The sequence below is a fragment of the Bradyrhizobium sp. USDA 4451 genome, assembly GCF_054822585.1.
On sequence record NZ_JBTRCH010000001.1, the window covers coordinates 4566254 to 4589800 of the forward strand.

The 23547-nt window shown below is 63.9% G+C and carries 27 protein-coding genes; 17 read left to right on the plus strand and 10 right to left on the minus strand.

Annotation, left to right across the window (positions count from 1 at the left end; genetic code table 11):
- Positions 1-41: 41 nt before the first annotated feature.
- Positions 42-1256, minus strand: a complete 1215-nt coding sequence (locus ACVMB0_RS20980) for an NAD(P)/FAD-dependent oxidoreductase (RefSeq protein ID WP_461347519.1) — start codon at positions 1254-1256, stop codon at positions 42-44.
- 82 nt (positions 1257-1338) lie between these two features.
- Positions 1339-2973 (minus strand): thiamine pyrophosphate-requiring protein, encoded by a 1635-nt coding sequence (locus tag ACVMB0_RS20985; RefSeq protein WP_461347520.1) that lies wholly within the window; start codon positions 2971-2973, stop codon positions 1339-1341.
- A gap of 263 nt (positions 2974-3236) precedes the next feature.
- Here ACVMB0_RS20985 and ACVMB0_RS20990 point away from each other — a divergent pair, with 263 nt between their 5' ends.
- A complete protein-coding gene (locus tag ACVMB0_RS20990; protein ID WP_456755783.1) occupies positions 3237-3461 on the plus strand; it encodes a Flp family type IVb pilin in 225 nt (74 codons plus the stop codon).
- Positions 3462-3566: 105 nt separating this feature from the next.
- Here the strand turns inward: ACVMB0_RS20990 and ku are convergent, their stop codons facing one another.
- A complete protein-coding gene (ku, locus tag ACVMB0_RS20995; RefSeq protein ID WP_456755782.1) occupies positions 3567-4544 on the minus strand; it encodes a non-homologous end joining protein Ku in 978 nt (325 codons plus the stop codon).
- A 253-nt stretch (positions 4545-4797) separates the two neighbouring features.
- Here ku and ACVMB0_RS21000 point away from each other — a divergent pair, with 253 nt between their 5' ends.
- From ACVMB0_RS21000 to ACVMB0_RS21035, 8 genes are all read left to right on the plus strand, one after another.
- A complete protein-coding gene (locus ACVMB0_RS21000) occupies positions 4798-4950 on the plus strand; it encodes a hypothetical protein (RefSeq protein WP_461347521.1) in 153 nt (50 codons plus the stop codon).
- A gap of 309 nt (positions 4951-5259) precedes the next feature.
- The gene (locus ACVMB0_RS21005) at positions 5260-5436 is read left to right on the plus strand and encodes a hypothetical protein (protein ID WP_212019182.1); all 177 of its coding nucleotides are present in this window, start codon (positions 5260-5262) and stop codon (positions 5434-5436) included.
- Positions 5437-5581: 145 nt separating this feature from the next.
- The gene (locus ACVMB0_RS21010; protein WP_461347522.1) at positions 5582-5794 is read left to right on the plus strand and encodes a hypothetical protein; all 213 of its coding nucleotides are present in this window, start codon (positions 5582-5584) and stop codon (positions 5792-5794) included.
- A gap of 154 nt (positions 5795-5948) precedes the next feature.
- On the plus strand, positions 5949-6218 hold the full coding sequence (locus ACVMB0_RS21015) for a hypothetical protein (protein ID WP_461347523.1): 270 nt from the start codon (positions 5949-5951) through the stop codon (positions 6216-6218).
- Positions 6219-6274: 56 nt separating this feature from the next.
- The gene (locus ACVMB0_RS21020) at positions 6275-6691 is read left to right on the plus strand and encodes a hypothetical protein (protein ID WP_456755778.1); all 417 of its coding nucleotides are present in this window, start codon (positions 6275-6277) and stop codon (positions 6689-6691) included.
- Between the two features lie 45 nt (positions 6692-6736).
- Positions 6737-7810: an NAD-dependent epimerase gene (locus ACVMB0_RS21025; protein WP_461347524.1), complete on the plus strand. Its 1074-nt coding sequence runs from the start codon at positions 6737-6739 to the stop codon at positions 7808-7810.
- A gap of 58 nt (positions 7811-7868) precedes the next feature.
- The gene (locus tag ACVMB0_RS21030) at positions 7869-8126 is read left to right on the plus strand and encodes a hypothetical protein (RefSeq protein ID WP_461347525.1); all 258 of its coding nucleotides are present in this window, start codon (positions 7869-7871) and stop codon (positions 8124-8126) included.
- A 768-nt stretch (positions 8127-8894) separates the two neighbouring features.
- Entirely contained in the window at positions 8895-9104 is a 210-nt protein-coding gene (locus tag ACVMB0_RS21035; RefSeq protein ID WP_461347526.1) for a hypothetical protein, read from the plus strand.
- A gap of 179 nt (positions 9105-9283) precedes the next feature.
- Here the strand turns inward: ACVMB0_RS21035 and ACVMB0_RS21040 are convergent, their stop codons facing one another.
- On the minus strand, positions 9284-9472 hold the full coding sequence (locus tag ACVMB0_RS21040; protein WP_461347527.1) for a hypothetical protein: 189 nt from the start codon (positions 9470-9472) through the stop codon (positions 9284-9286).
- Positions 9473-10138: 666 nt separating this feature from the next.
- Between ACVMB0_RS21040 and ACVMB0_RS21045 the strand changes: the two genes are divergently transcribed.
- Complete coding sequence (locus ACVMB0_RS21045; protein WP_456755774.1) at positions 10139-10513, plus strand: transposase; 375 nt, start codon at positions 10139-10141, stop codon at positions 10511-10513.
- A gap of 15 nt (positions 10514-10528) precedes the next feature.
- On the opposite strand, the gene ACVMB0_RS21050 is transcribed toward ACVMB0_RS21045, so the two are convergent.
- Positions 10529-10771 carry a hypothetical protein gene (locus ACVMB0_RS21050; RefSeq protein WP_461347528.1) on the minus strand — a complete coding sequence of 81 codons (243 nt, stop codon included), beginning with the start codon at positions 10769-10771 and terminating at the stop codon, positions 10529-10531.
- A gap of 158 nt (positions 10772-10929) precedes the next feature.
- Between ACVMB0_RS21050 and ACVMB0_RS21055 the strand changes: the two genes are divergently transcribed.
- A complete protein-coding gene (locus tag ACVMB0_RS21055) occupies positions 10930-12372 on the plus strand; it encodes an undecaprenyl-phosphate glucose phosphotransferase (protein ID WP_461347529.1) in 1443 nt (480 codons plus the stop codon).
- Positions 12373-12398: 26 nt separating this feature from the next.
- Here the strand turns inward: ACVMB0_RS21055 and ACVMB0_RS21060 are convergent, their stop codons facing one another.
- From ACVMB0_RS21060 to ACVMB0_RS21080, 5 genes are all read right to left on the minus strand, one after another.
- Positions 12399-12983, minus strand: coding sequence for a hypothetical protein (locus ACVMB0_RS21060; RefSeq protein ID WP_461347530.1), 585 nt, complete (start codon positions 12981-12983; stop codon positions 12399-12401).
- Positions 12976-13791: a metallophosphoesterase family protein gene (locus ACVMB0_RS21065; RefSeq protein ID WP_461347531.1), complete on the minus strand. Its 816-nt coding sequence runs from the start codon at positions 13789-13791 to the stop codon at positions 12976-12978. The genes ACVMB0_RS21060 and ACVMB0_RS21065 overlap by 8 nt, the downstream gene beginning before the upstream one ends.
- Before the next feature lie 7 nt (positions 13792-13798).
- A complete protein-coding gene (locus ACVMB0_RS21070; protein ID WP_461347532.1) occupies positions 13799-15094 on the minus strand; it encodes a hypothetical protein in 1296 nt (431 codons plus the stop codon).
- Positions 15095-15219: 125 nt separating this feature from the next.
- A complete protein-coding gene (locus tag ACVMB0_RS21075; RefSeq protein WP_461347533.1) occupies positions 15220-15483 on the minus strand; it encodes a hypothetical protein in 264 nt (87 codons plus the stop codon).
- 124 nt (positions 15484-15607) lie between these two features.
- Positions 15608-15940 (minus strand): hypothetical protein, encoded by a 333-nt coding sequence (locus ACVMB0_RS21080; protein ID WP_461347534.1) that lies wholly within the window; start codon positions 15938-15940, stop codon positions 15608-15610.
- Positions 15941-16167: 227 nt separating this feature from the next.
- Between ACVMB0_RS21080 and ACVMB0_RS21085 the strand changes: the two genes are divergently transcribed.
- The 6 genes from ACVMB0_RS21085 to ACVMB0_RS21110 all read left to right on the plus strand — a co-directional run bounded on the left by ACVMB0_RS21085 (position 16168) and on the right by ACVMB0_RS21110 (position 23547).
- Positions 16168-17352: a polysaccharide biosynthesis/export family protein gene (locus tag ACVMB0_RS21085; protein ID WP_461347535.1), complete on the plus strand. Its 1185-nt coding sequence runs from the start codon at positions 16168-16170 to the stop codon at positions 17350-17352.
- 31 nt (positions 17353-17383) lie between these two features.
- Positions 17384-18838 (plus strand): O-antigen ligase family protein, encoded by a 1455-nt coding sequence (locus tag ACVMB0_RS21090; RefSeq protein WP_461347536.1) that lies wholly within the window; start codon positions 17384-17386, stop codon positions 18836-18838.
- A gap of 95 nt (positions 18839-18933) precedes the next feature.
- Positions 18934-19575: a hypothetical protein gene (locus ACVMB0_RS21095; protein WP_461347537.1), complete on the plus strand. Its 642-nt coding sequence runs from the start codon at positions 18934-18936 to the stop codon at positions 19573-19575.
- Positions 19576-19698: 123 nt separating this feature from the next.
- Positions 19699-21972: a polysaccharide biosynthesis tyrosine autokinase gene (locus ACVMB0_RS21100; protein WP_461347538.1), complete on the plus strand. Its 2274-nt coding sequence runs from the start codon at positions 19699-19701 to the stop codon at positions 21970-21972.
- A 13-nt stretch (positions 21973-21985) separates the two neighbouring features.
- A complete protein-coding gene (locus ACVMB0_RS21105) occupies positions 21986-22798 on the plus strand; it encodes a hypothetical protein (RefSeq protein ID WP_461347539.1) in 813 nt (270 codons plus the stop codon).
- Positions 22795-23547 (plus strand): class I SAM-dependent methyltransferase, encoded by a 753-nt coding sequence (locus tag ACVMB0_RS21110; protein WP_461347540.1) that lies wholly within the window; start codon positions 22795-22797, stop codon positions 23545-23547. The genes ACVMB0_RS21105 and ACVMB0_RS21110 overlap by 4 nt, the downstream gene beginning before the upstream one ends.

Sequence of the window (23547 nt, forward strand, 5' to 3'; positions counted from 1 at the left end):
TCGCTTTGCTCGCAATGACGATTAGGGGATGTGAGCCTCAACTACTTGCGTGTCGGCGGTGCCGCCTGGATCGTCGGCGCGGCGGCCGCGAGCAGCGCGGCGCGATCACCGTTGCGCGGCGGATAGATGCGCTGCTGGTTGATGGTCTGCTTGGTGAGTTTCGCGGCCGCGCCCGTGCTGTGCACCTCGCGATCCCAGCCGGTGGTGTAGAGCGCGCCCCAGGCGCCGAGATCGAGCACTGTCACATACCAGTCGATGGTGAGCGGCAGCGGAGGCTCGCCGAACAGGTCGGCCACCACATTGTGCCCGGCAAAGCGGCCCATCGGCCGCGCGAACTGGCAGGACATCACGGTCGGATGCTCGCCGTCGATCAGGCAGGCCGCGACGTCGCCGGCGGCGAACACGCCGTCGAGGCCCTCGACCCGCATGGTGCGATCGACCGCCAGCCGGCCGAGCGCGTCGCGCTTGCCCGGCAGCATCGCGGCAAGCGGGCTCGCGCGCATGCCGGCACACCACACCACGGTCTTTGTCGGAATGATCTCGCCGCTATCGAGCGTGATGCTGTCGGCACCAATGGCATTGACCCTGACATTCAGCCGGGTCTCGACGCCGAGCGCGGTCAGTGCCTCGTTGATGACGGGACGGCCAGGCGCGCCGAAGGTCGCACCGACCACCGGATTGGGATCGATCAGGATCACGCGACGACCGCCCGTGATGCCGGCGCGCGCGAGCTTGGCCGGCATTTCGGCCGCGACCTCGATCCCGGTAAATCCCGCGCCGATCACCGCGACCGTCGAACGCGCCGGCGACGGCGGCTCCCTGCCGAGCGCCGCCAGATGCGCGTCGAGCCGCATCGCGGCGCCATAGGTGTCGACGTCGAAGCCGTGCGCGGCAAGGCCTGCGATGGCAGGGCGCAGCAGCTCGCTGCCGGTCGTCAGCACCAGCCGATCATAAGTCAACGTATCCGCGTTCGCGCCGGTCTTGACCACGACTTCGCGCTTGGCCGGATCGATCGCCGCGACCTCAGCCACCCTGTGCGCGACGCCGACGGGATCGAGCAGATCCTTGAGCGGCAGCGCGACGTCGCCGAGATCGACCTCGTAATTGCGCACCCGGATGTTGTGATAGGCGTTGCGATCGACGACGAGAATCTCTGTGTTGGCTGCCCGGGCGCCGATCTCGTCGCGCTTGCGGGCCGCACCGAGCGCGGCCCATAGCCCGGCAAAGCCGGCCCCCAGCACCAGGATGCGCGCCATTGCTCCCTCCGATCTTGCGTCGGAGAGAGCTTGCCCGCGCGGGCGAGGTCAAATCAAGTGGGTGAGGGCGTGTGAGGTGCCCTCACGTCCCCGGCCGCGAAACCTCGGTCTCCTTGCTGGTGATGAACTCCAGCAGCACCGGCACGCCTTCCCTGGTCTTCTGGATGCCGCGCTTGATCGCGGGGATAATGTCTTCCGGCTTGGTCACGCGCTCGCCGTAGCCGCCGAAGGCGCGGGCCATTGCGGCGTAGTCGCCAGAGATGTCGGTGGAACGATATTTCTCGGTCGAGATCGGCATCACCTTCAATTCGATCGCCATCGAGAAGTTGTTCAGGAGGATCGACATGATCGGGATCCGCTCGCGCACGGCGGTCTCGAAATCCATGCCGGTGAAGCCGATCGCGGCGTCGCCCCAGACATTGATGCAGAGCTTGTCCGGTTTTGCCAGCTTGGCGCCCATCGCAAGACCGAGGCCGTAGCCGAGCTGCGTGGTCTTGCCCCAGCCGATATAGGACAGCGGCTCGACCGACTTCCAGAACGGCGACAGCTGGTCGCGCGGGCTGCCGGCGTCATGGGTGATGATGGTGTTGTGGATGTCGACGGTGTGCTGCAGGTCCCACAGCACGCGGTAGGGATTGAGCGGCGCGTCGTTATGCGTCAGCTTCGGCATCCATTTGGCGAGCCATTCCTTGTGGGACGCGGCGATCTCTTCTGCGACCGCGCCGGCGTTGCGGTCCGAGGTCACGGTCTTGCCGATCTCCTCGAGCAGCGCGTCGAGCACCAGGCCGGCGTCGCCGACCAGGCCGATCCTGGCCTCGACATCCTTGTTGATGTGGTTCGGATCGAGTGTCGAATGGATGATGGTCTTGCCCTTCGGCATCGCGATGCCGAACGAGGTCTCGGTGAAGGAGCAACCGATGCCGAAGATCACGTCGGCGTCGGCCAAAAATTTCGGCACCGCGCGCGGCACCGCGAGGCCGCCGGAGCCGAGCGACAGCGGATGCGTCTCGGGGAATGACGACTTGCCGCCGAGGCTGGTGGTGACGGGGATCGCGAGCCGTTCGGCGAGCCGCTTCAGTTGCGGCCAGGCCTTCGCATAGTGCACGCCCTGGCCGGCATAGATCACCGGACGCTTGGCGTTGATCAGCAGCGCGGCGGCTTCCTTCACATGGACGGGATCGGCGCCGTAGCGGGTGCGCAGCACCGGCGTGTAGTTGAGCGGCTCCGGCACCTCCTCGTTCCACATGTCGGCGGGGATTTCCACGATCACCGGACCGCCGCGGCCGTTCTTCAGCTTGGTGAAGGCGCGACGGAAGATGTTGCCGACTTCAGCTGCGATGTTGATCGGCTCGGAGGATTTCGAAAACGCCTTCATCGCCTGGCTGGAATTGAAGTTCGGGTCGATGTTGGCAAGCCGCCGCGCATAGCCCATCGGCAACACCAGCACGGGGACGGATTCGCCGTAGCACTGCGCGACGCCGCCCATCGCATTCTCGGCGCCGGGGCCGTGCTGCATGCAGAACGCGCCGATCTTCTCGCCCGAGGTGACGCGGGAGATCGCATCCGCCATGTGGACGCCGATGCGTTCCTGGCGAACCATCACGGGGCGGATGTCGGCGGCGGCGGCGTATTCGATCAGATGGTTCACCGGGTAGCCCGTGAGGATCTCGATTCCCTCGCGCTTCATGATTTCCGCGATCGCGGTGCCGAGCTTCATGACGGTCACTCCCTTCGAATGCGGCCGGTTTAGTCCGGCCTCGTTGTCGTCCTGTCCGATAAAGGAACAGGATTCCGCCGACGGGTAAAGCCGAGCGGCGGGCCGGATCGGGTAGTCCTGATATGCGTTTACGCCCAATCGCGAGCGGATTGCGCGCGCGGCGGCACCATGGTGCAGGCAAAACTGGCAGTGAATTTCTGCGCAACCCTTAAGCGATCGTTCATCCTGTCCCTCAATGGGGCGTCAACCAATGTGGCCTAGTTTTGCTGGAATATTACTACGGCGCGGGAGACAAAGCCGCGGGCGTCGGACAGGAGCTTTTCATGCGCGCGTTGCTGGCAAGATTTCTGCGAGATGAGGTCGGGGCGACTGCGATTGAATACGCCATCATTGCTGGCGGCATCAGCATCGTGATCGTCGCCGGCGTCAGGGGCATCGGCACCCAGGTGGCAGGCCAATTCACCGCCGTCAGTTCTGCATTCAAGTAAAGCGCTGCAAGTGAGCGCCGCGAGGCGCCGCTTCATCGCGTTCCCGCTTCAAGCCGTCCCGGTCGTCTCCATTCAATGCGCGCGGCATCGGCATGCGCGCGAATTTCAGCCGGCCTTCTTCCGCGCCGCGGTGCCTTGCGCGCGCGTTGCCTTCTCGGCCTTCTTCGGCTCGGGCTTGGCAGTCTCCTTGGGCTCGCGCTTGCCGCTGCCCGAGATCGGCAGCAGCATCTCGCGCTGGCCTTCGATGCGCTTCTTCGGCTTCTTGCCCTTCGCGGCCTTTGCCTCGTTCCTGGCCGGTGCGGCCTGCTTCTCGTTGGCGAGGCTCTTCTTCAGCGCGTCCATCAGGTTGATGACGTTGCCGCTGGCCTTGGCGGCGGGCTTGGCGATCTTGATGCCGTTGCGCTTCTGGTTGATCAGATCGATCAGTGCCTGCTCGTAGCGGTCCTCGAACTCCTCCGGATCGAACTCGGCGGACTTCTGCTCGACGATGTGCTTGGCGAGATCGAGCATGTCCTTGGTGATCTTCACGTCCTGGATATCGTCGAAATACTCCTTCTCGCTGCGCACCTCGTAGGGGTAGCGCAGCAGCGTGCCCATCAGCCCGTTGTCGAGCGGCTCGAGCGCGATGATGTGCTCGCGGTTGGTCAGCACCACGCGGCCGATCGCGACCTTGTCCATGCTGCGGATGGTTTCGCGGATCACCGCGAAGGCGTCGTGGCCGACCTTGCCGTCGGGCACGAGATAATAGGGGCGGATCAGATAGCGGCTGTCGATCTCGCTACGCGGCACGAATTCGTCGATCTCGATGGTGCGGGTCGAATCCAGCGCGATGTCGTCGAGCTCTTCCTTGGTGACCTCGATATAGGTGTCGGTGTCGACCTTGTAGCCCTTCATGATGTCGTCGGTTGCGACTTCCTCGCCGGTCTCGGCATCGACCTTGGCGTATTTGATGCGGTGGCCGGTCTTGCGATTGATCTGGTTGAACGAGACCTTTTCGGTATCCGACGTCGCCGGGTACAGGGCAACCGGGCAAGTCACGAGCGAAAGGCGCAAAAAGCCCTTCCAGTTGGCGCGAGGGGCCATAGGGAAAACTCCAATTACGCAACCGACGGAACGGTCAAGGATAACACCGGGAACCCCGGTTTGAAACAACATGGCCCGGTGAATCTCGTAACGGCGTTAACCGTGGCCTCAAGCCTGCGCCCGTTTGACGCGGTGCGCGGGACGCCGTCGGACCGCCGTCAAACGGTTCGGAACGTCACTCCTGATCACGCGTTGGCCTTGCGAAGGGGAGCAGCAACCGCCGGAATTACAGGCACTTAAGCAAGGAGGTCCCATGGCAACGGAACGACACGGTCAGATCATTGAAACCCCGACCGAGGCGCGCCAGGCCGAGCCTGGACCTTCGGTCCTTGCGCTGCTCACGGCGTCGATCGGGCTTGCCGTCCTGATCCTCGGCCTCGTCTGGCTCGTCTTCTTCCGCGTGTAGCGCGGCTGTGGCGGACGCGCGTGCGAGGTCTCCAATGTTAAATTGAGATGCAGGCGGCGCACGCCGTGTCGTCATGACGTTGCGCGCGGCCTCCCCCGAGCACTGATCTCCCGCGTCCGAGCCAGGATGTTCGGGCAAGGATTTTCAGCCGAGGATTTTCAGCCGAGGATTCTCTTCAAGCGGAATTCGTCGAGCGACGACGCGCGGCTTCACGAGATTTTGCAATGACGATCTGTGATGCGACGGGCGGATCGCTCGCGCGGCGCGTCACGAGATCATCGAAATTGACTGCTAGCTGATTTGAATCAGATGCGTCTCGAGCTTGAAATGTTGTATCGGCAAGAAGAAAAAAATTCGCTGTTGGTGCGCCTCAAGGAGAAAAGCGCATCGGGTGTCTTCGTCGGACTGACGGTGCTGGCGATGGCGGGGTGGATTTATCTTCTCAGCTCGATGTTCCTGAAATTCATGCTCTGGTGGTTCTCCTGAGATCGTTCTCGCGAGAACAACTCCGATTGGCGCCTGATCATTGTTGCGTCGTTCGGTTGCACAAAGATTCCCGCGGCTGAACAATCTTTCGGCGCGCGCAATCATGATGTCGTCACAAGTCCGAATGTTAATAATATCGGGGCGAATGTGGACGATTGTGATGCTTTCTCCTGTTCTCATTCTCGCGGCGGCGTTCGTCGCAGGTTTCTTCTCCGGCTTCGCCGCGCGCGCGTGGCGATCGCATCGGCGCCGCGCGCAATATCGGATCTACGCGCCCTACGTGGCGCCGTCGGCCACCAGATCGTCGAGACGGGAACAGCCGGTCAGCGCGTTCGGTCATGTGCGCCGCGCGTTCTAGCGGGCTAGTTCGATCGAGGTAGCGCGACAGTCGGGCGAGTTGGGGTTGGCGTGCGAGACGCAATGGGTCATCTTGTCTTCGTTATGGCAGTTGGGCTGGGTGCCGGCCTGGTTCTTGTCGTCGGCGCTCGGCAGCGTGAGGGAACTTGCACAGCATGAGTGATCTCAGGGGGCATTCGCCAAGGCGGTATGTCGTCGATGTCAGTGGCCGGCGCGTGCTGGTCGGTCTCACGCTTGAAGAGACGTCGGAGTTCGAGGGCTTGGACTCCGCGTTGCCGGACCGGGAAGAGCAGGGGCAAGGGCTCGTGCCGTCGGCCGGCGAGGGACGGTGGCTGGAGCTCTACGACAAGCACGATAAGGCCTGGATCAAGTGGAAGGCCGACCTGAGGGCCGGCTACGAGGGCAGTTCACCCTTTTTTAACTAAGACCGGGCGATTTTTGGCCTATCCTGCCTGAATGGGCCCGAACCGGATACCGACTGATGTTTCAGCTGTTTTTGCGGGCTCGCGCGCATGACCTGATCAGGTCGCGGCGTGGCGAGGAAGGTTTCAAGGCTCGCTCGGCCGAGCGCGATGCCGAGACCGATCGCGCCCGGATCGGATCGATCATGGCCGCGATCGAGGCCGCGTTGCAGGCGGCCGAAAGCGAGCAGACCGGTCTTGGCCGCCGTGTCGACGACGTTCTGGCCCGCGCCGCGGTGACGCTTGGCAACGGCACCGACGAGTATCTTGAGCGCGAGGCGCTTGACAACTACCATCAGGACCTGTTTGACGCCGAGATCTCCAACGGCCAGCGCCGCCTGAAGGAATTGGCGACCGAGATCGCGCACTTCAAGTTCATGAAGGCCGCGGTATTGAGCCGCTTTCCGGACTACAAAGCTCCGGCCGCCAGCAACTGACGTGCCTTGCAGCCGACGCGAAAGCGAAAGCTGCGGCCGCGCCTGATGTCGTCGGCGGCTCCGGCGCAAGGCGAAAGACACAGGCAGGACGTGGTGATCGCAGGCACTCTACTCGTCACCGGCTGCGCCGGCTTTATCGGCTTCCATCTGGCGGAGCATCTGCTGCGGGCAGGGCAGCCGGTCATCGGCATCGACAATCTGAACCATTATTATGACCCGGCGCTGAAGCGCGCGCGGCTCGATCTGCTCAAGCAGCACCCCGGCTTCACCTTCGTCGAGCTCGACCTTGCCGATCGCGCCGGGATGAAGGCGCTGTTCGAGCGTTATCGCTTCGAGGTGGTGGTGCATCTCGCCGCGCAGGCCGGCGTGCGCTATTCCCTGCAGAACCCGCACGCCTACGTGGATTCCAATCTCGAGGGCTTCCTCAATGTCCTCGAGGGCTGCCGGCATACCGCCTGCAAGCACCTGCTGTTTGCGTCCTCGTCGTCGGTCTACGGCGCCAACACCAAGCTGCCGTTCTCGACCCACGACAATGTCGATCATCCGGTCAGCCTGTACGCCGCGACCAAGAAGGCCAACGAGCTGATCGCCCATTCCTACAGCCACCTCTATCGCATTCCGACGACCGGACTGCGGTTCTTCACCGTTTATGGGACGTGGTATCGGCCGGACATGGCGCTCTATGCGTTCGCGGACGCGATCACGCAGGGAAAGCCGATCCAGCTGTTCAACAACGGCAATATGCGGCGCGACTTCACCTATGTGGATGACGTGGTCGAGGCGATGGTGCGGCTGGTCGGCCGTCCGCCCGAAGGCGACGCCGGCTGGTCGGGCGCGCACCCCGATCCCGGATCGAGCAAAGCGCCCTGGCGGGTGTACAATATCGGCAACTCGAGGCCGGAAGAACTGATGCATGTGGTGACGCTGCTCGAGCAGGGCTTCGGCCGGCAGGCCGACAAGCAGTTGCTGCCGATGCAGCCTGGGGATGTCCTGGAGACGTCAGCCGACGTCTCCGACCTCGAGCGCGAAATCGGCTTTCGCCCGCGGACGCGGATCGAGGACGGCATCACCAGGTTTGTCGCCTGGTACCGGGACTATCACGACGTCGATCGGACCTAGTGCTCCTGCCGAATCCGGGCGCGATAAAAGTTGGTTCGGCGTGGAACGGAGTTTGGTCATGAGAGTTATCATCGATTTTGCAATCGCTCACGCCGTGATCATCATCTCCGGCATCATCGTTCCGGCGCACGCGATCGACGTCAAAGTGGCACGCGCTTGCGATGCCTTGGTGGCGAAGGCATTCCCGCCGCTTCAGCCCGGCAATCCGGCCTCCGGCAGCGCCAAGGGTGGTGCGAAGGCCCAGCGGGACTATTTCAGCAAGTGCGTCGCCAATGGCGGCAAGATGGACGACGACACGCCTCCGAATTCGAAATAACACGCGTCGCGATGCGCATTCCGGATTAGCGATGCTTATGGCGATTCGTGGCGCTCAGCTGTTTGCCTGGTGATCGTGCAAAGCATGTAGAATGAAGCGGCAAAAGCATGAATGCGCGCCCGCTCGCCATGCAAACCGGACGCATCGCTCCGCTCGATTTGAATTAGAATAGAGCTACCGTGCTTGCATTCGGTGGAGGCGAATATCGCGCCTGCCCCGGCTATCGCGCGCGAAAACATTTCGTCGCATCGCTCAGAACGGGATCGGGCCGCCAGGCACCGCTTCAACATTCGCAACCGGTCGCAACACTCTGCGAGCCTTGATGCGTGGGGATAGCAGATTTTGCGTCGATAGGGCAGGCTTGGTGGAATATCTTGTGCGCGGCTGAGCGGTCCTCATCGAGCCTCCGCCGTAACGCGGCGATATTGTGATCCCCGGCCGACGCGCGTTGAGCAGCTCAAGCCACGGAGCTTATCGATGTTCGCCAAGCAATTTCATGCGCTTGCTCGAACTCCCGATCTTCGCTGAGTTGCGTTGTCTGGCTGTGCGCCTTATCGCCGCCGCGGCCGTCGCACCTCTGCGACACATTCAGGCCATCGATCGAGCGCTTCGCGATCAGGTTGTGGAACCTGATGGAGAAAATTTAACGCGGAGCCGTGTTTGTCGCAAACCTGCCCCATTAACCGCATTGCATGTGCGCGGAATAACCCTGTCATCGAAACTTCAATCACATCGCTCATACCCTTAACCGCAGAGCGAGGGCGCGCCATGAAGCAGCACAAGATTCAACATTTGCATCAGCCGATCGAAGAAGCATTGCTGGCGACCAATCAATCGTTGCGCAACGAAGTCGTTGCGCTGATGCTTGATATCGCCGAGCTACGTGAAATCCACGAGCGCCCGGGTTCGTCGCGTTCGTTCGGCATGTCCCGTGAGCAGAATACTCCGCGCGTCGCGCTGCGCCGGATTCACAGCTGAAGTCGTCAGCCTCCCACCGAGCAGAATTTGCGGCCACATCCAAGCCAATCCGGCGAGGATGCTGGCGCGCGTGCTGTGAAAACATCAATTTTGAATTGAAGAGTGCTCCGCCCCGCCACTCGGTGGGGCGAGTTGGCGGATATTTGCTACGAAGGATTGCAGTCAAAGGGGAGGAGCGGTCAGTGTTCCTGCCGCACAGGCTTGTGCGTCACGACATCGGACAGGCGCTCGCGCAGGATCCAGGTCTGCAAGACCAACTCGACGGCGGTATGCCGAAGCTCCGAATTCTCTGCGACCAGGCGCTCCAGCGCGTCGGTCGCCTCGCCGGACGTGGATTGGTTCCCCTCGAAGACCTTGAGACGCGCCATAGTGTCGATCCTCGCAAAAGTGGTGATCAGAGACTGGCTCTGACTGGCGTCAGCACAGAATAGTTCGCGGATTGTCGGGCGGTCGTGGGTCCGCCGGATGGCCTCGGGTGGGAAAGCGTTTAATTGACAAATCGTGGATCGAGCTATGAGTGTTAGGTCTCGCGAAAATAATGCTCAAATATGTTGAAACCCTCACGACACCTAACGTCTTAGTAACTACTTCCGCACGTGCGTGACCGCAAGCTATCGGGCGCGAAAGCTGCGGGATTAGTTTGTTAGAGTTTTGTGAAATCCTTACTTGACCGGCGGCGGTGCTATCACAAGGGAACATGGTGCACTCACAATCTGTCGACGGACCGATCGGATGTTCTCATTTACTTCTCATTGGGGAATGCAAACAGTGCGCCAGTTATCCAGATCAAATTCTCATACCCCAAAAGTAGTATAACTTTTTTTCTCGGCCGCTTGCTGAGGGGGAATATTGCGCAAATATCTCGGTAAGTACCTTGCAGCTTCGGCGTTTCTTCGCACAATGCGTCGCTGCCGATGGCAAGCTTGAGGCTCCCGAAAGACCCCCGGGGAATCCTCAATTTGAATTTCCTGTTGCATTTACATAGCTTATAGGCCATGCGATTATTGCCAATCTAGGGGGCAATGAGATGACCAATGAGGCGTCATTCTACTGAGGAGATCACTTCCAAGGTCAAACAGGCCGAGGAACTCATGGCGCGGGGGCAGTCACAAGCCCAAGCGTGCAAGGTGCTGGGCGTTAGCGTGATGACATTTCACCGCTGGCGCAAGCAGGAGGCCGCGCGCGGTCACCAGGCGAATGGTACTGTTACCGAATTCGCCGCTCACTCCGAAGATCGAGATGGGATCCCCCCTGCGCGCAACCGTATTGACGAATTGCGGCTGGAAAATGAACGGCTGCGCCGGATCGTGACCGATCTGCTGCTCGAAAAAATGAAGATCGAGGAGAAGCTTGCGCTCAGATCCAGCGGCGGGAGCGGTTTGCCCCGCCGTGGTGAAGTTCAGAGCTGACGACAGGCTGATCCGCTAGTGGATTCGCGAGGGCCTGGGCGCCAGCAGCAGCTGGTCGCTCAGATGCGCCTTTTCCGAGCGTGCGCGCAGCTCTTCGAGGATCGGTCGCAGCCTGGCCTGTGCGAGGTCCAGGCCATTGACGATGTCCTGATTCGGCATTTCGGCCGGAAAGCGGGCCGATCGCAGCTTTGTTTCGACTGCCTTGACGAGCACCTCGACGTCGTCGCGATGTTGACCTGCGACGAGTTCGGCGCCCATCAGGCGGATCAAGTGAAGGAGGGCCACAAGCGCGGCTTCGGTTTCGCCAGTCGATGAACTCATCGATGCTCTCTGCCTGAGATTGCCGGCAGGTCTTGCGAGCTCACGACCTGCCTGATATTAAACATATGAATTGTTAACACGAATGTTAATTCCCGATGACCGACCTTTCGGACGCTCGATTAGCGAAGGTACCGGTTAACTTCGGCGCCTTCTCGTTCGCTTTTGCCTCGCTCGAAGCGTTTGCCGTCGCTTTCGAGATGGTCATCGTCGTGCTGTCCAGCATCATCGGCGGCGCGGCCTATCATCTGTTTTACTACCACACGATTTATAGCAACAGCTTCGAGGGTTTTCTAGGGATCGGGGTCCTCGCCGCCATCCTTCACATGTTCGTGGCGAAGTCGCAGGGCCTCTATAACCCGCAGGTGCTGGCCGGCCTCGACCGGCGCTGGAGCAGCCTGCTCGGCGGCTGGCTGCTGGTCGTGCTGCTGATGACCCTGATCATCTTCCTCTTGAAGGTCGGCTCCGGCGTCTCGCGCGGATCGGTGCTGTCGTTCGGTCTGATCGGCGGCCTTGGTCTGGTGGGTGGACGCATGCTGCTGCAAGCGCCGCTGCAACGCGCGATCGACCGCGGCATGCTGGCGACGCGCCGTGCGGTCGTGGTCGGGATGGCGGACGAATTGTCGCGTGTGCGGCAATCGAGCCTGCTGCGCGACTTCGGCCTCAGCGAGGTGCGGCGGGTTCAGCTGTCCGGCCAGTCCGACCACGACGCCGATCGCGCGGCCGTCGCGTCGGCCATTCGCGCGGCGCGCGAATGCGGCGCCGACGAGATCATCCTGGCGATGCCCTGGCAGCAGGAGCCGCGCATCCAGTTCGTGTGCGATCAGCTGCGGGCGTCGCCGTTGCCGGTGCGGTTGCTGCCGGATCGGACGGCGGAACGGTTCCTGGCGCTGCGGATGGTGGCGACCGGCCCGATACCGACGTTGGAAATGCAGCGCTCGCCGCTCACCTCGCTCGAGCGTGCCGGCAAGCGCCTGTTCGACATCGTGGCCTCCAGCGGCCTCTTGGTGCTGTTCGCGCCGCTTCTGATCGGAACGGCGATTGCGATCAAGCTCGACTCCCGGGGGCCGATCCTGTTCCGGCAGCGCCGCAACGGGTTCGACGGCAAGCAGTTTTATATCCTCAAATTTCGTTCGATGCATGTGCTCGAGGATGGCGACGTCATCACCCAGGCGCGGCCGAACGATCCGCGGCTGACCGGGATCGGCGCGACGCTGCGCCGGCGCAGCATCGACGAGCTGCCGCAACTGGTGAACGTGCTGCGCGGCGACATGTCGCTGGTCGGGCCGCGGCCGCACGCGCTGGCGCATGACGACAAATATTCGAAGCTGATCGCAAGCTATGCGCAGCGCCAGCACGTCAAGCCCGGCATCACGGGCCTCGCCCAGGTGCAGGGACTGCGCGGTGCGACGCCTGCGATCGAGGACATGCAGCTGCGCGTCGCGCACGACCTGATCTACATCAAGAGCTGGAGCTTCATGCTCGACCTGCGCATCCTGCTCCGCACGATCGGCGCGGTGCTGCGGCACAAGGGTATCTGACGGGGCAGGCGTCCCTTGTCGATGCGTTACTCCGGAATGCTCTGGTTGGCATCCTTGAATTCTGCCTCGATGATGCGCCGGTTGGCATCGGATGCGACCCGATAGGCTTGGCCGATCGCGCCCTTCAGCTCCGGCGCGCGGGTCAGGATCAGGCGTATTTGCCGCTGCAGCAGATCGACCAGCTCCACGTCGCGCGCGGTGTCGACCTGCGCCAGCAGGATCAGGCGCGGCGCGATCAAGTCGCTGCGGTTGAAGCCCGTGTAATAGGACATCTTCAACGCCTTCGACGCGGTCGGCTTCAGCCAGTCGAACCGCCCGGTCGCCGAGGCGAGGCCGAACCAGGCGCCGGAATCCATCGGCGAGAGCCGAAGCGCGCGCGTGAAGGCGGCTTCGGCCGCCTCGGGAGATGGCTGCAATTCGCTCCAGCCGTCACGCAGCCACAGCTCGCTCCTGACCGCGCCGATATAGGCCGCAAGCGACGGCTTGACGCGCAATGCATCGGCGGCGAGCCACCACGCCGACAACGCCAGCGTCAACGCACCGATCGCTGTTGTCGCCGGCCTGAAAGCCGGCGACAACAGCCGCGCATACCGCTGCAGCGTATCAGCCATTGTGCGAGCCTTCGTGTTTGCCTTGGCGTGAACCTTGGCGCGTCAGGCGGTCGCCGGTCGTCAGCAGGGTTCGCCGCGGTCCCTCCAGCTTGACGCAGGTCAGGCGGCCGGTTGCATAGGCGCCGGTGTCGACATTGATGCGGTTGTGCAGCAGCTCGGCCTCATGCACCGGCGTGTGGCCATGGACCACGACCTTGCCGAAATCTTCTTCCGACAGCAGGAAGTCATCGCGGATCCAGAGCAGGTCTTCCTTGCGCTGCTGGTTGAGCGCGACGCCGGGCCTGACGCCGGCATGCACGAAGAAGTAGCGGCTGTGCACGTAGCAGATCGGCAGCGAGCGGAGGAAGGCGAGATGCGCCGGCGGCATTTGGCGAACCAATTGCCGGGCCAGCGCCCGCCGCTCCGCGGCATCGGGATTGGGCGAGGGCGACAGCCCGTAGGACATCAGCGTTTGCAGGCCGCCGAACTGCCGCCATTGCGCCAGCATGTCGGGATTGACGAGAAACTCCAGCAGGCAGGCTTCGTGATTGCCGAGCAGGCAGATCATGCTGCGGGTGCGGCGGCGCTGCTCGAGCATGGCGATCACGTCGCGCGAGTCCGGTCCGCGATCGATGTAGTCGCCGAGAAACACCTGGATCGGCCGCGCCGGCCGCGACTTGCGGATGTCGGCATCAATGCGGGCGCAGATCTCCTGCAGCAGGTCGGCATGGCCATGGATATCGCCGACGGCATAGATGCAGCTCTCGTCGCCCTCGTCATGGTCGAGGCCGCCGGTCTGGCCGACAAGACGCCGGAGGAGGCTGCGCATCTGCCGTCTAGCCCGCCCGCAGCCGTGGACGGCTGATGCGCTGGGCAAGTCCTGTTCCGATCACGGCTCCCAACACGATCACTCCGGGCAACGCCGGCAATTCCGGCAAGGTGAAGGCGGCGAGCGCCAGCGTCAGCAATACGGCCGCGGCCGCCGCGGAATAAGACCAGTCACGGCCGCGATTGCGCGCGCCGGCCGTGAATGCCGCGATGGCTGCGACCGTAACCGCGAGTAACGTCCAGAACATGGCGGAACCGAACTGCGCGATCAAGGCGGCCGCGCTGGTTGCCACCACCGGCCGCGTGGTTGCGCCTTGCCAGTCCATGTAGGTCGACGCCAGCATCGCCGTGGTGCCGGCGCCGCTGCCGAGCGCGGGCAGGTCGCCGAGCAGATTTAGCGTCGATTGCACGAGCTCGGCCGGCGCCTCCGTGAAGGCAATGGCAAGCGGGACATCCGGATGACGGTTGGCGACCGCCGTCGCCAGTGCGATCAGCGCGATCGCGGCCGCCGCAGCAGCGCTGCTCCAGCGATGCAAATGAAGTTTTCTCGCGGCGAACGTCATCAGCACGAGCGCGATGCCGGCAGCGAGCGCGATCGCGGCGCCGCGACGGCCGTACCAGCAGGCGCAGATGACGCACAGCAGGGTGCTCGCGGCAAGCAGCCAGCGCAGCTGCGCCAACCGCGCCTGCGTGCGGCCATCGCCGTGCCCGCCGCCGCCATCGAGTGCGCGCGCCAGGCCGAGCGGGACGCCGGCGAGAACGACGAGCAAAAAGCCGTTTGCCGTCGCATCGCGCGCGGCGCTGGCCGCGCCGAGCCAGGTTTTCAGCGGATCGCTGTCCGATAGCAGGATCAGGCCCGCGACCGCCGCCGTCGCGGCGATGCTGCGAGCCACCCTGTCGGCGCGGCGGGCATCGATCGCGATCGCCGCGGCGGCGATCATCACGGACAGAAATGACAGCCAGACCAGCAGCGCGCCAAGGCTTGCGCCGGTATCGATCGTGACGCTGCCGGTCAGCGATGCGCCGAGCGTCTCGCCGGCGAACTTCCACACCGGATTCGCCAGCGTCGGCAGCGGCAGCATCTGCAGGATGATCCAGAGCATCGGCAGCAGCGCCGCAGCCATCGCCGGGCCGGCGACCGATTTCAGGAACGACAGTTCGCCGGGACGGATCGCCGTCAGGCTTGCCAGCAGTCCGAGCGACGTTGCGGCACCGACCAGACCGGTGGCGAGCGATCCGTCGATCAAGCCGAATGGAATCGACGCGCCGATCAGGATGCAGATGAAAGCCGTGACGTTCCACACGAGAAGGGCAAATCCTGAGAAGGTTGTTCCTGCGGAGGATGAGAACGCGAGGCAGCGGGATGCCCCGGGCTTGCCGCGAGGTCAATGGGAATCGGTCGCGCCCAATGAGGCAGCGTTATGCGGCGTTATTGCGGGCGGCGCAGCGCGAGCAGCGGCGTCGAGCTGCGAAACCGGCGCGACCAGACCAGCGGCGCGAAGCTGCTCGCGAGATAGCCGCCTTGCAGCGCCACCATCGCGACGACCATGCACAGCAGGGTCTCTGACCATGCGCCGCCGATCACGGCGAGCAGCGCGAGCTCCGCAAGCGCCACCGGTGCCAGCGCCAGACAGTGCTGGCGTAGCCCGAGCGCGGCGCCGCCAATCAAATTGCCGAGGAAAACAAATAACATAACCAAACCCTGCGCCCGCATCCTAGCGGGCCGGGTGCTAAGCCGGGGTTAATCCGATGCTCGGAAAACCGTCAGATGCGGCATCTGCGTTCGCAGGCCGGCGGTTATGTTAATCAACTAACATTCAGAACGGGCGGAGGTCGCCATAGCTATAGGCCGCCCAATAATCGCGGCCGCCATACGGCCCATAGGCGCCGTAGAGCGGGGCGCACGAATAACGGTCGGGACAGCCGTGCCAGCACACCCGCTTCCACTGGCAGATATCGCCGTGACAATATTGCAGCCGCTGGCAATTGCCGCTGGCCCGCTCGACGGCGCGCGGGGCTTTATAGACGCTCAATTCGGCGGCAAAAGCGCTTGAGCCGCCAACCAGGAAGGCGACCGTTCCCAAGGAAATTCCGAAGGAAATTCCCAAGGTAATTCCCAAGGCAATCGTCAGGGACTTCATGCGGGCCATCGACCCCTCAATCGGTTAACGCAAACTATCTCATTCACAGATAGCTGGAGCATCACACAAAATCAAAGCCGGAGTGACGTCGCGCCGGTCTTTGTCGCACGGCGATGCGCCGGTGTCGCCGAATTGCCGCACCTTGCTAACATTCTTTATCAATTGCATCGCAATATATCGCGGAACCTTGTGATTATGATAATCGGCGTGTTACGGCACGGCCGGAGTATTTTTGAATGTCGCGTACGAATTTCATTCGGGTGATGTTATTGCTTGCGGCCGCCGGATGGGTCGGCGGTTGCCATTACATGCCGACCAACGGTCCGACCAGTTCTGATGTCCTTGCCGGGCAGAAGGACGCGGAAAGCCTGCCGTATGCGATGGTGAAGATCACGCCGCAGGTCGAGAACGTGCTGGCGTCGTTCGCGCCGCAACTCGCCGGCGGCATCCAGGGCCCGCCGCCCAAGGACATCCATTTCGGCATCGGCGACGTCGTCAGCGTCACGATCTTCGAGGCCGCCGCCGGCGGTCTGTTCATTCCGGTCGAGGCCGGCGTGCGCCCCGGCAACTACATCACGCTGCCGAACCAGAACGTCGATACCGACGGCAACATCTCGGTGCCCTATGCCGGCGCGATCCGCGCCAAGAACCGCACCCCGGCCGAAGTGCAGCGCTCGATCGTCGATGCGCTGAAGAATCGCGCGATCGAGCCGCAGGCCGTGGTCGCCCTGATCGAGCAGCGCACCTCGCTGATCTCCGTGCTCGGCGAGGTCAATACGCCGAACCGCTTCCCCGCCAACGCCGCGGGCGAGCGGGTGCTCGATGCGATCACCCGCGCCGGCGGTCCGAAAGGGCAGGGGTTCGACACCTGGGTGATGCTGGAGCGCGACGGCAAGCGCACCACCGTGCCGTTCGGCCAACTGGTCTACGAGCCGAAGAGCAACATCTACGCGCATCCCGGCGATACCATCTATGTCTACCGCGAGCCGCAGACCTTCGTCGCCTTCGGCGCCTCGGGCGCGCAGGGCCAATTCAATTTCGAAGCCTGGCGCATCTCGCTCGCCGAAGCGGTCGCCAAGGCGGGCGGTCTGAACGATTCCTCGGCCGATCCGGCCTCGGTGTTCGTCTATCGCGGCGAGCTGCCGGAAGTGGCGGCCAAGCTCGGCGTCGACGTCAGCAAATATTCGGGGCCGATCATCCCGGTCGTCTACAACATCAATTTCCGCGATCCGGCCGGCTATTTCCTGGCCACGCGTTTCCAGTTGCGCAACAAGGACGTGCTCTATGCGTCGAACGCGGCATCCGTCGAGGACGCCAAATTGATGCAGCAGATCCGCCTTGTCACCGCAACGGCGAACGATCCGATCGTGGCCGCCTACAACGCAACCTTACTTCGTAATTCGATCAAGCTTGCGCCCTGATACTAGGGCGTGAGCCGGCACGGCCGGCTTCATGACACCTGTGCGATTAGCTTCCGGCTCGGGCGAGGCGACGGCATTGCCGTGGCCGGTGCGCTGGTCGTCGTGGTTGTTCTGCGCCGTCGTCGCGCTGGCGCCGCTGCCGCTCGGCTCGGTCGGCGCCGTCGCGCCCGCGATCTGGTCGATCCTGCTCGGCATCGCGCTGCTCGGGGTACTGCCGATGCCGCTGCGCGCCAACCAGCTCGCGATCCTCGCGGTGACGGCGCTGTTGACGGCGCTCGCCATGCTGGTGCTGCACGAGCAATCGGCGGTGCGGCCCTGGCTCGGTTCGGCGCCGAACGCGCTGTGGGCGGAGGCCGGCCGATTGCTGCCGGCCGAGCTGCCGCCCGTCGTGGCGATCGCAACCAATCTGCCGTTCTATTCCGCCGGTGTTGCGATCGTCTGCCTGCTCAGTTTCGCCATCGGCGTCGTGCTCGGCGCCAATCGCATCCTGGCGCGCGGCTTGTTGCGGGCGGTGGCGCTCGCCGGCCTCGCCTATGCGATCTGCGGCATCGTCACTCTTGCGATCGATCCCACCCGGATCTATCTGCTGCACGAGAAGCAGGCGCATCTGGAGTGGCTGACCTCGCCGTTCGTCAACCGCAACACCGCCGCCATCTATTACGGGTGTTGTGCCCTGATCTGGCTGCTGTTCGGCTGCGAGCTGATCGAGCGGCATTGGCCGTCGCGCCGGGGCAGCCTGCCACGTCTGTTGGCGCGCTTCGACAGGCCGGCGCGGCGCCGGCTTGCCGGCCATGGGGTCGGCTGGCTCATTTGCCTGCTCGCAATGTTTCTGACCGGATCGCGCGGCGGGGTGGGGATCTCGCTGCTGGCCGCGGTCGTCGGCGCCGCAATCCTGCTTCGCAAGCGGATGCCGCGCCGTTACGGCCTGATCGTCGCGCTCGGCATCGGCAGCCTGGTCGCACTCGCCTTGCTCCAACTGCTCGGCGGCGGCGTCGGCGCGCGCTTCAGCACGATGGGCCTGTCGGACGAGGGACGGTTCTCGACCTACCGTGCGACGTTGCGGATGATCTGGGACCACCCTTGGCTCGGCGACGGGTTCGGATCCTTCGAATGGGTCTATCCGGCCTATCGCACCGACGACATCGCGCTGCGCGGGACCTGGAACCGGGCGCACAACAGCTGGCTCGAGCTCGCGTCCGACGGCGGAATGTTAATGGCCGGCGCCGTCATGATCGCGCTGCTCGCAGCCTTCGGCGTGCTCGCGCATGGCGTCCGGACGCGCCGCCGCGACGTCATCGTGCCGCTGGCAGCACTCTGCGCGTCGGTTGCCGGTGCGCTGCATTCGATGATCGATTTCTCGCTCCAGATCACCGGCTATGCCGTTGTTATCGCCGCCTTGCTCGGGGCGGGCCTGTCACAATCCTTCCGCTCCGGCCGTGCCCGTGGCGACCGTGACGGCCATGTTACGGCCGGGGCGGCCGGTTAACGTTGATTTCGCGCGTCGTGCCGCGCAGGGGTTTTAATTGGCGAGATAACTCTGACTATGCTAACGAACTGTTAGTATTCGTTAGGGAGATAGAAATGTTCACATTTGAACGATCCGGCGGTTTTTCCGCCCCGCACCTGGCGGTTTTTGTGATGTTGGCGCTCGCGGCGCCCGGCGGCGCTGTGATGGCGCAAACGACGGGCAGGCTGGTCCAGCTCTCCCAGGCGGTGACGAGCTTCAAGGCCAATCCGGAGCAGTTGCTGACCCAGTTTCCGAACGCAGGCGTGGAGCTGACCTCGCGGGCACGCGATTTCGCCGTCAACGATCCGACTGCGCTCGATCCGCTGATCGCGCTGCTTGCCAAGGCAAGCAAGGATCAGAAGACGGCGATCGCCGCCGGTCTCGCCCAGGCCGCGCGCATCGTGGTGCGCAGCAACCAGCCCTACGCGACGCGCATCCAGCAGGCGATCGCCGACACCAAGGACCTCGACACCGTGATGGCGTTTGCCGCAGCGTCGGGTGATACCGGCACCGCAGCGACCGGCGCCGGCGGCGCGGGCAGCGCCGGCGCTTCGGGCGGCCAGACCAGCGCGATCGGCGCCACCGGCGCCGGAGGCGGCACGCTCGAGGCGATCAACGGCAACAGCGTGAATACCGGCATCTTCAGCTTCACCTCGTCGGTCAGCAGTTCGGGCAACACGACGGGCACCACACTCATTTCCACAGTGACTCCCTGAGCGGGCTTGCGGTTGCCGATGGAGAACTCTCTGCAGCAATGCGCTTCGATGTCGGGACGCGTCCCGGCGCTATTGGAGGGCGCGAGGGCAGGATCCATCCTGCCGGCGCGGCGATAGGACGAGATGCTTCAGCGCAACCAGATTCCGCCGACTGTCGATCTGAGAAATCGTCCGGCCGAACTGCCGTCGCTGGCGGAAACCTTCGACGCCTTCGTCACCTATCTGCTGCGGCAGTACTGGGTGATCCTCGGTACCGCCGGGCTTTGCCTGTTCGGCGGCATCTGTTATCTCGCGACGGCGGCGCCGAGCTACACCGCGCTTGCCACGATGATCATCGACACGCGCAAATTCCAGGTGTTCCAGCAGCAGTCGCCGGCGAACGACGTCCCCGTCGATTCCTCCGCGGTCGAGAGCCAGGTCGAGATCCTGGAGTCGGAGAACGTGGCGCTCACGGTGATCCGCGACCTCAAGCTTAACGAGGACCCGGAATTCATCGGCTCCAAGGCCGGCGCGGCGGGAGCGGTGCTGGATTTCGTGACCGGCCTGTTCGCCGGCAGCGCGCCGCCCAACGAGTTCGACCGGACCCGGCGCGCAGTCCGCACCTTCCAGAAGCAGCTCGACGTCCGCCGCCGCGGCATGACCTATGTGATCGAGGTCAGCTTCCGCTCGCTCGATCCGGAGCGCGCGGCGCAGATCGCCAACGCCGTCGCCGATGCCTACATCGTCGACCAGCTCGATTCCAAGTACCAGGCGACCCGCCGCGCCAGCGTCTGGTTGCAGGACCGCATCCAGGAGCTGCGTACGCAGGCATCCAATGCCGAGCGCGCGGTGCTCGACTACAAGAAGACCAACAATATCGTCACTTCCAGCGGCAAGTTGCTCAACGAGCAGCAACTGGGCGAGCTCAACACCCAGCTGCTGCATGTGAAGTCGCAGGTCACCGACGCCAAGGCCAAGCTCGACCGCATCGAGGCGGTCGTGAAGGGCGGCGTTCCCGATGCGACGGTCGCCGATACCCTGAACAACCAGGTCATCACCAAGCTGCGCTCGCAATATCTGGAGCTTGCCAATCGCGAGGCCGACTGGTCGTCGCGTTATGGCTACAATCATCTGGCCGCGGTCAACCTGCGCAACCAGATGCGCGAGATCCAGTCGTCGATTATCGACGAGCTGAAGCGGCTCGCCGAAAGCTACAAGAGCGACTATGCGATCGCCCTGCAGCGCCAGGACGAGATCGAGCGCGCCGTCAACGATTCGGTGTCGCAATCGCAGTCGACCAACCAGGCGCAGGTCACGCTGCGCGAGCTCGAGAGCTCGGCACAGACCTATCGCTCGCTCTATGACAATTTCCTGCAGCGCTACATGGAAAACGTGCAGCAGCAGTCGTTCCCGGTCAGCGAGGCGCGGGTGATCACCCGTGCCTCGCGTCCCCTGAGCAAGAGCCACCCGCAGACCCTGGTCGTGCTGGCGCTCTCGGCGCTCGGCGGCCTGATCGCAGGCCTCGGGCTCGGCGTGCTGCGCGATCTCTACGACCGGGTGTTCCGCACCGCCGAGATGGTCGAGACCATCCTCGACGCCGATTGCGTCGCCATCGTGCCCCGCGTCGCGCCGGGCCAGCTCAAGCCTCCGAGGGCCGGTCGCCCCAATTTGCCAGTCGGCCTGCGCACGATCCAGCGCGGCGACGAGGCGGTGCTGTGGGCGGCGATCGATTCGCCGTTCTCGCGGTTCTCGGAAGCGATCCGCTCGATTAAGGTCAATGCCGACCTCAACGTCACCAAGCAGTCGAAGATCCTCGGTCTGACCTCGGCGCTGCCCAACGAGGGCAAGTCGACGCTGGCCTTCGTGTTCGCGCAACTGGTGGCGCAGAGCGGGGCGCGCGTGCTGCTGATCGATTGCGACCTGCGCAATCCCTCGCTCAGCCGCAAGGTCGCCGCCAATGCCGAGCGCGGTATCCTCGACGTGCTGTCGAGCAATGCGACATTGCAGGACGTGCTGTGGCGCGATCCGGAGACGGGGCTGGCCTTCCTGCCGGGCGCCACACGGTCGCGCATCGCACATTCGCACGAGGTGCTGGCTTCCGACCAGATGAAGGATTTCATCGACGGGGTCCGCAGCCAGTATGATTACGTGATCGTCGATTTCCCGCCGCTGACGCCGGTGGTCGATGTCCGCATCACCGCGCACTTCGTCGATTCCTTCATCTTCATCGTGGAATGGGGCAAGACCCAGGTGCAGGTGGTCGAGCGGGCGCTGCGCAGTGCGCGCGCGGTCAACGAGAACCTGCTCGGCGTCGTGCTCAACAAGGCCGACATCGCCGCGATGAGCCGCTACAGCGGCTATGGCGGCAAGAACTACTATTACAACTCGCACTATGGGCGATATGGCTACACCGAGTGAGACACGCGATGCGATGTCCCGGCGTGCCGCCGTCTGGTTCGCGCGCGGCTTCCTGGCCGTGGTCGCGTGCTCGTCGGTCGCCTGGGGCGCGACCACCTTGCCGGACTTTGTCGACCAGGCCCGGCTGGATGGCGCCAGCGACCTGATCCTGCGCAACGTCCCGGTCAGCGATGCCGAACTCGGGGCGCTCGTGCCGGTGCTCTCCCGCGCTGCCGCGTCATCGGATTGCAAGCCTGCAAGCGATCGCAGCGCGGCGGTGATCCGGCTGCGGCTTGCCGAGAACGCGCTCGCATCCGGCGATCAGGTCGACGCCCGGATGGGCGAGCTCGATGCGGCGATCCGCAAGTCGCTCGGCTGCGCGCCGGCCGATCCCTATCTCTGGCTGGTGCTGTTCTGGCTTCGCAACACCAGGCAGGGCTTGAGCGACGCCAACTTCGACCTGCTGCGGATGTCCTACCGGCTCGGACCGAATGAGGGCTGGATCGTCGTCAAGCGCAGCGCCATGGCGCTCGCCATGTTCGATGCGCTGCCACCTGATCTTTCGGTCGAGGTCGTTGCCGAGTTCGCGCGCCTGGTGAAGACCGAGCTCTACACCGAGGCGATCGATCTGCTGAAGGGGCCGGGCTGGGTGCACCGGGAAAAGCTGCTGGCCGGCCTTGCCGCCGTTCCACAACGCAACGTCGACATCCTGACCAAGACCATGGCCGACATGGGATATGATCTCGATCGCCGCTCGCCGGCGGAACGGCGCAATCTGGAACGAAAATCGAACGACCGCCTCGACGAGCCGGCCCGAACGCCGCCCGAAGCGAGGGCTAGGCCATGACGATGGAATTTCTCGTCGGACGACACAACGCGCATTATGAGGGCGTCTATTCCGCGCAGGAGCGCGACTGGCGCCGCGTCTGCGCGGTCGACAAGGCCGATCATATTGCCGGCTTGCTGGGCGCCTGTGCCGCCAAGATCGGCAGCGTGCTCGAGGTCGGCTGCGGCACCGGCGCGGTGCTGGCGCGGCTGTCGGCGATCGGTGTCGGCCGCGATTTCACCGGCATCGACGTGATCGATCCCGCGACCAATCTGGAGATCGACGGCGCCGCTTCAGCCCCGTTCCATTGGTCGAGCTATGATGGTGCGACGATCCCGTTCGCCGACCGATCGTTCGACCTGGTCTATGCCAGCCATGTACTGGAGCACGTGCCCGAGCCGCGCGCGTTCCTGCACGAGCTCGCTCGCGTCTCGCGGGACTTCATCTATGTCGAGGTGCCCTGCGAGTTGCACGCGCGGACCAGTCGCGGGGCGCTGCAATCGACGCTCGACATCGGCCATATCAATTTCTACACGCCCGATACGTTTCGGCTGCTGCTGGAGACCGTGGGGCTCAAGGTCAAGGACTTCGGCACTTGGGACCACAGCCTGCCGGTGCATGCTTTTCATTCGTCGCGGTTGAAGGGGCTCGCGAAGAGCATCGTGCGGAAGTCGCTGTTGTCGGTCGGCCCGGGCGTCGCGACGCGGCTTGCGACTTATCATTGCGGAGCGATCTGCCGGCACGACGCGGCGCCGCCGCGGGACCGTTGA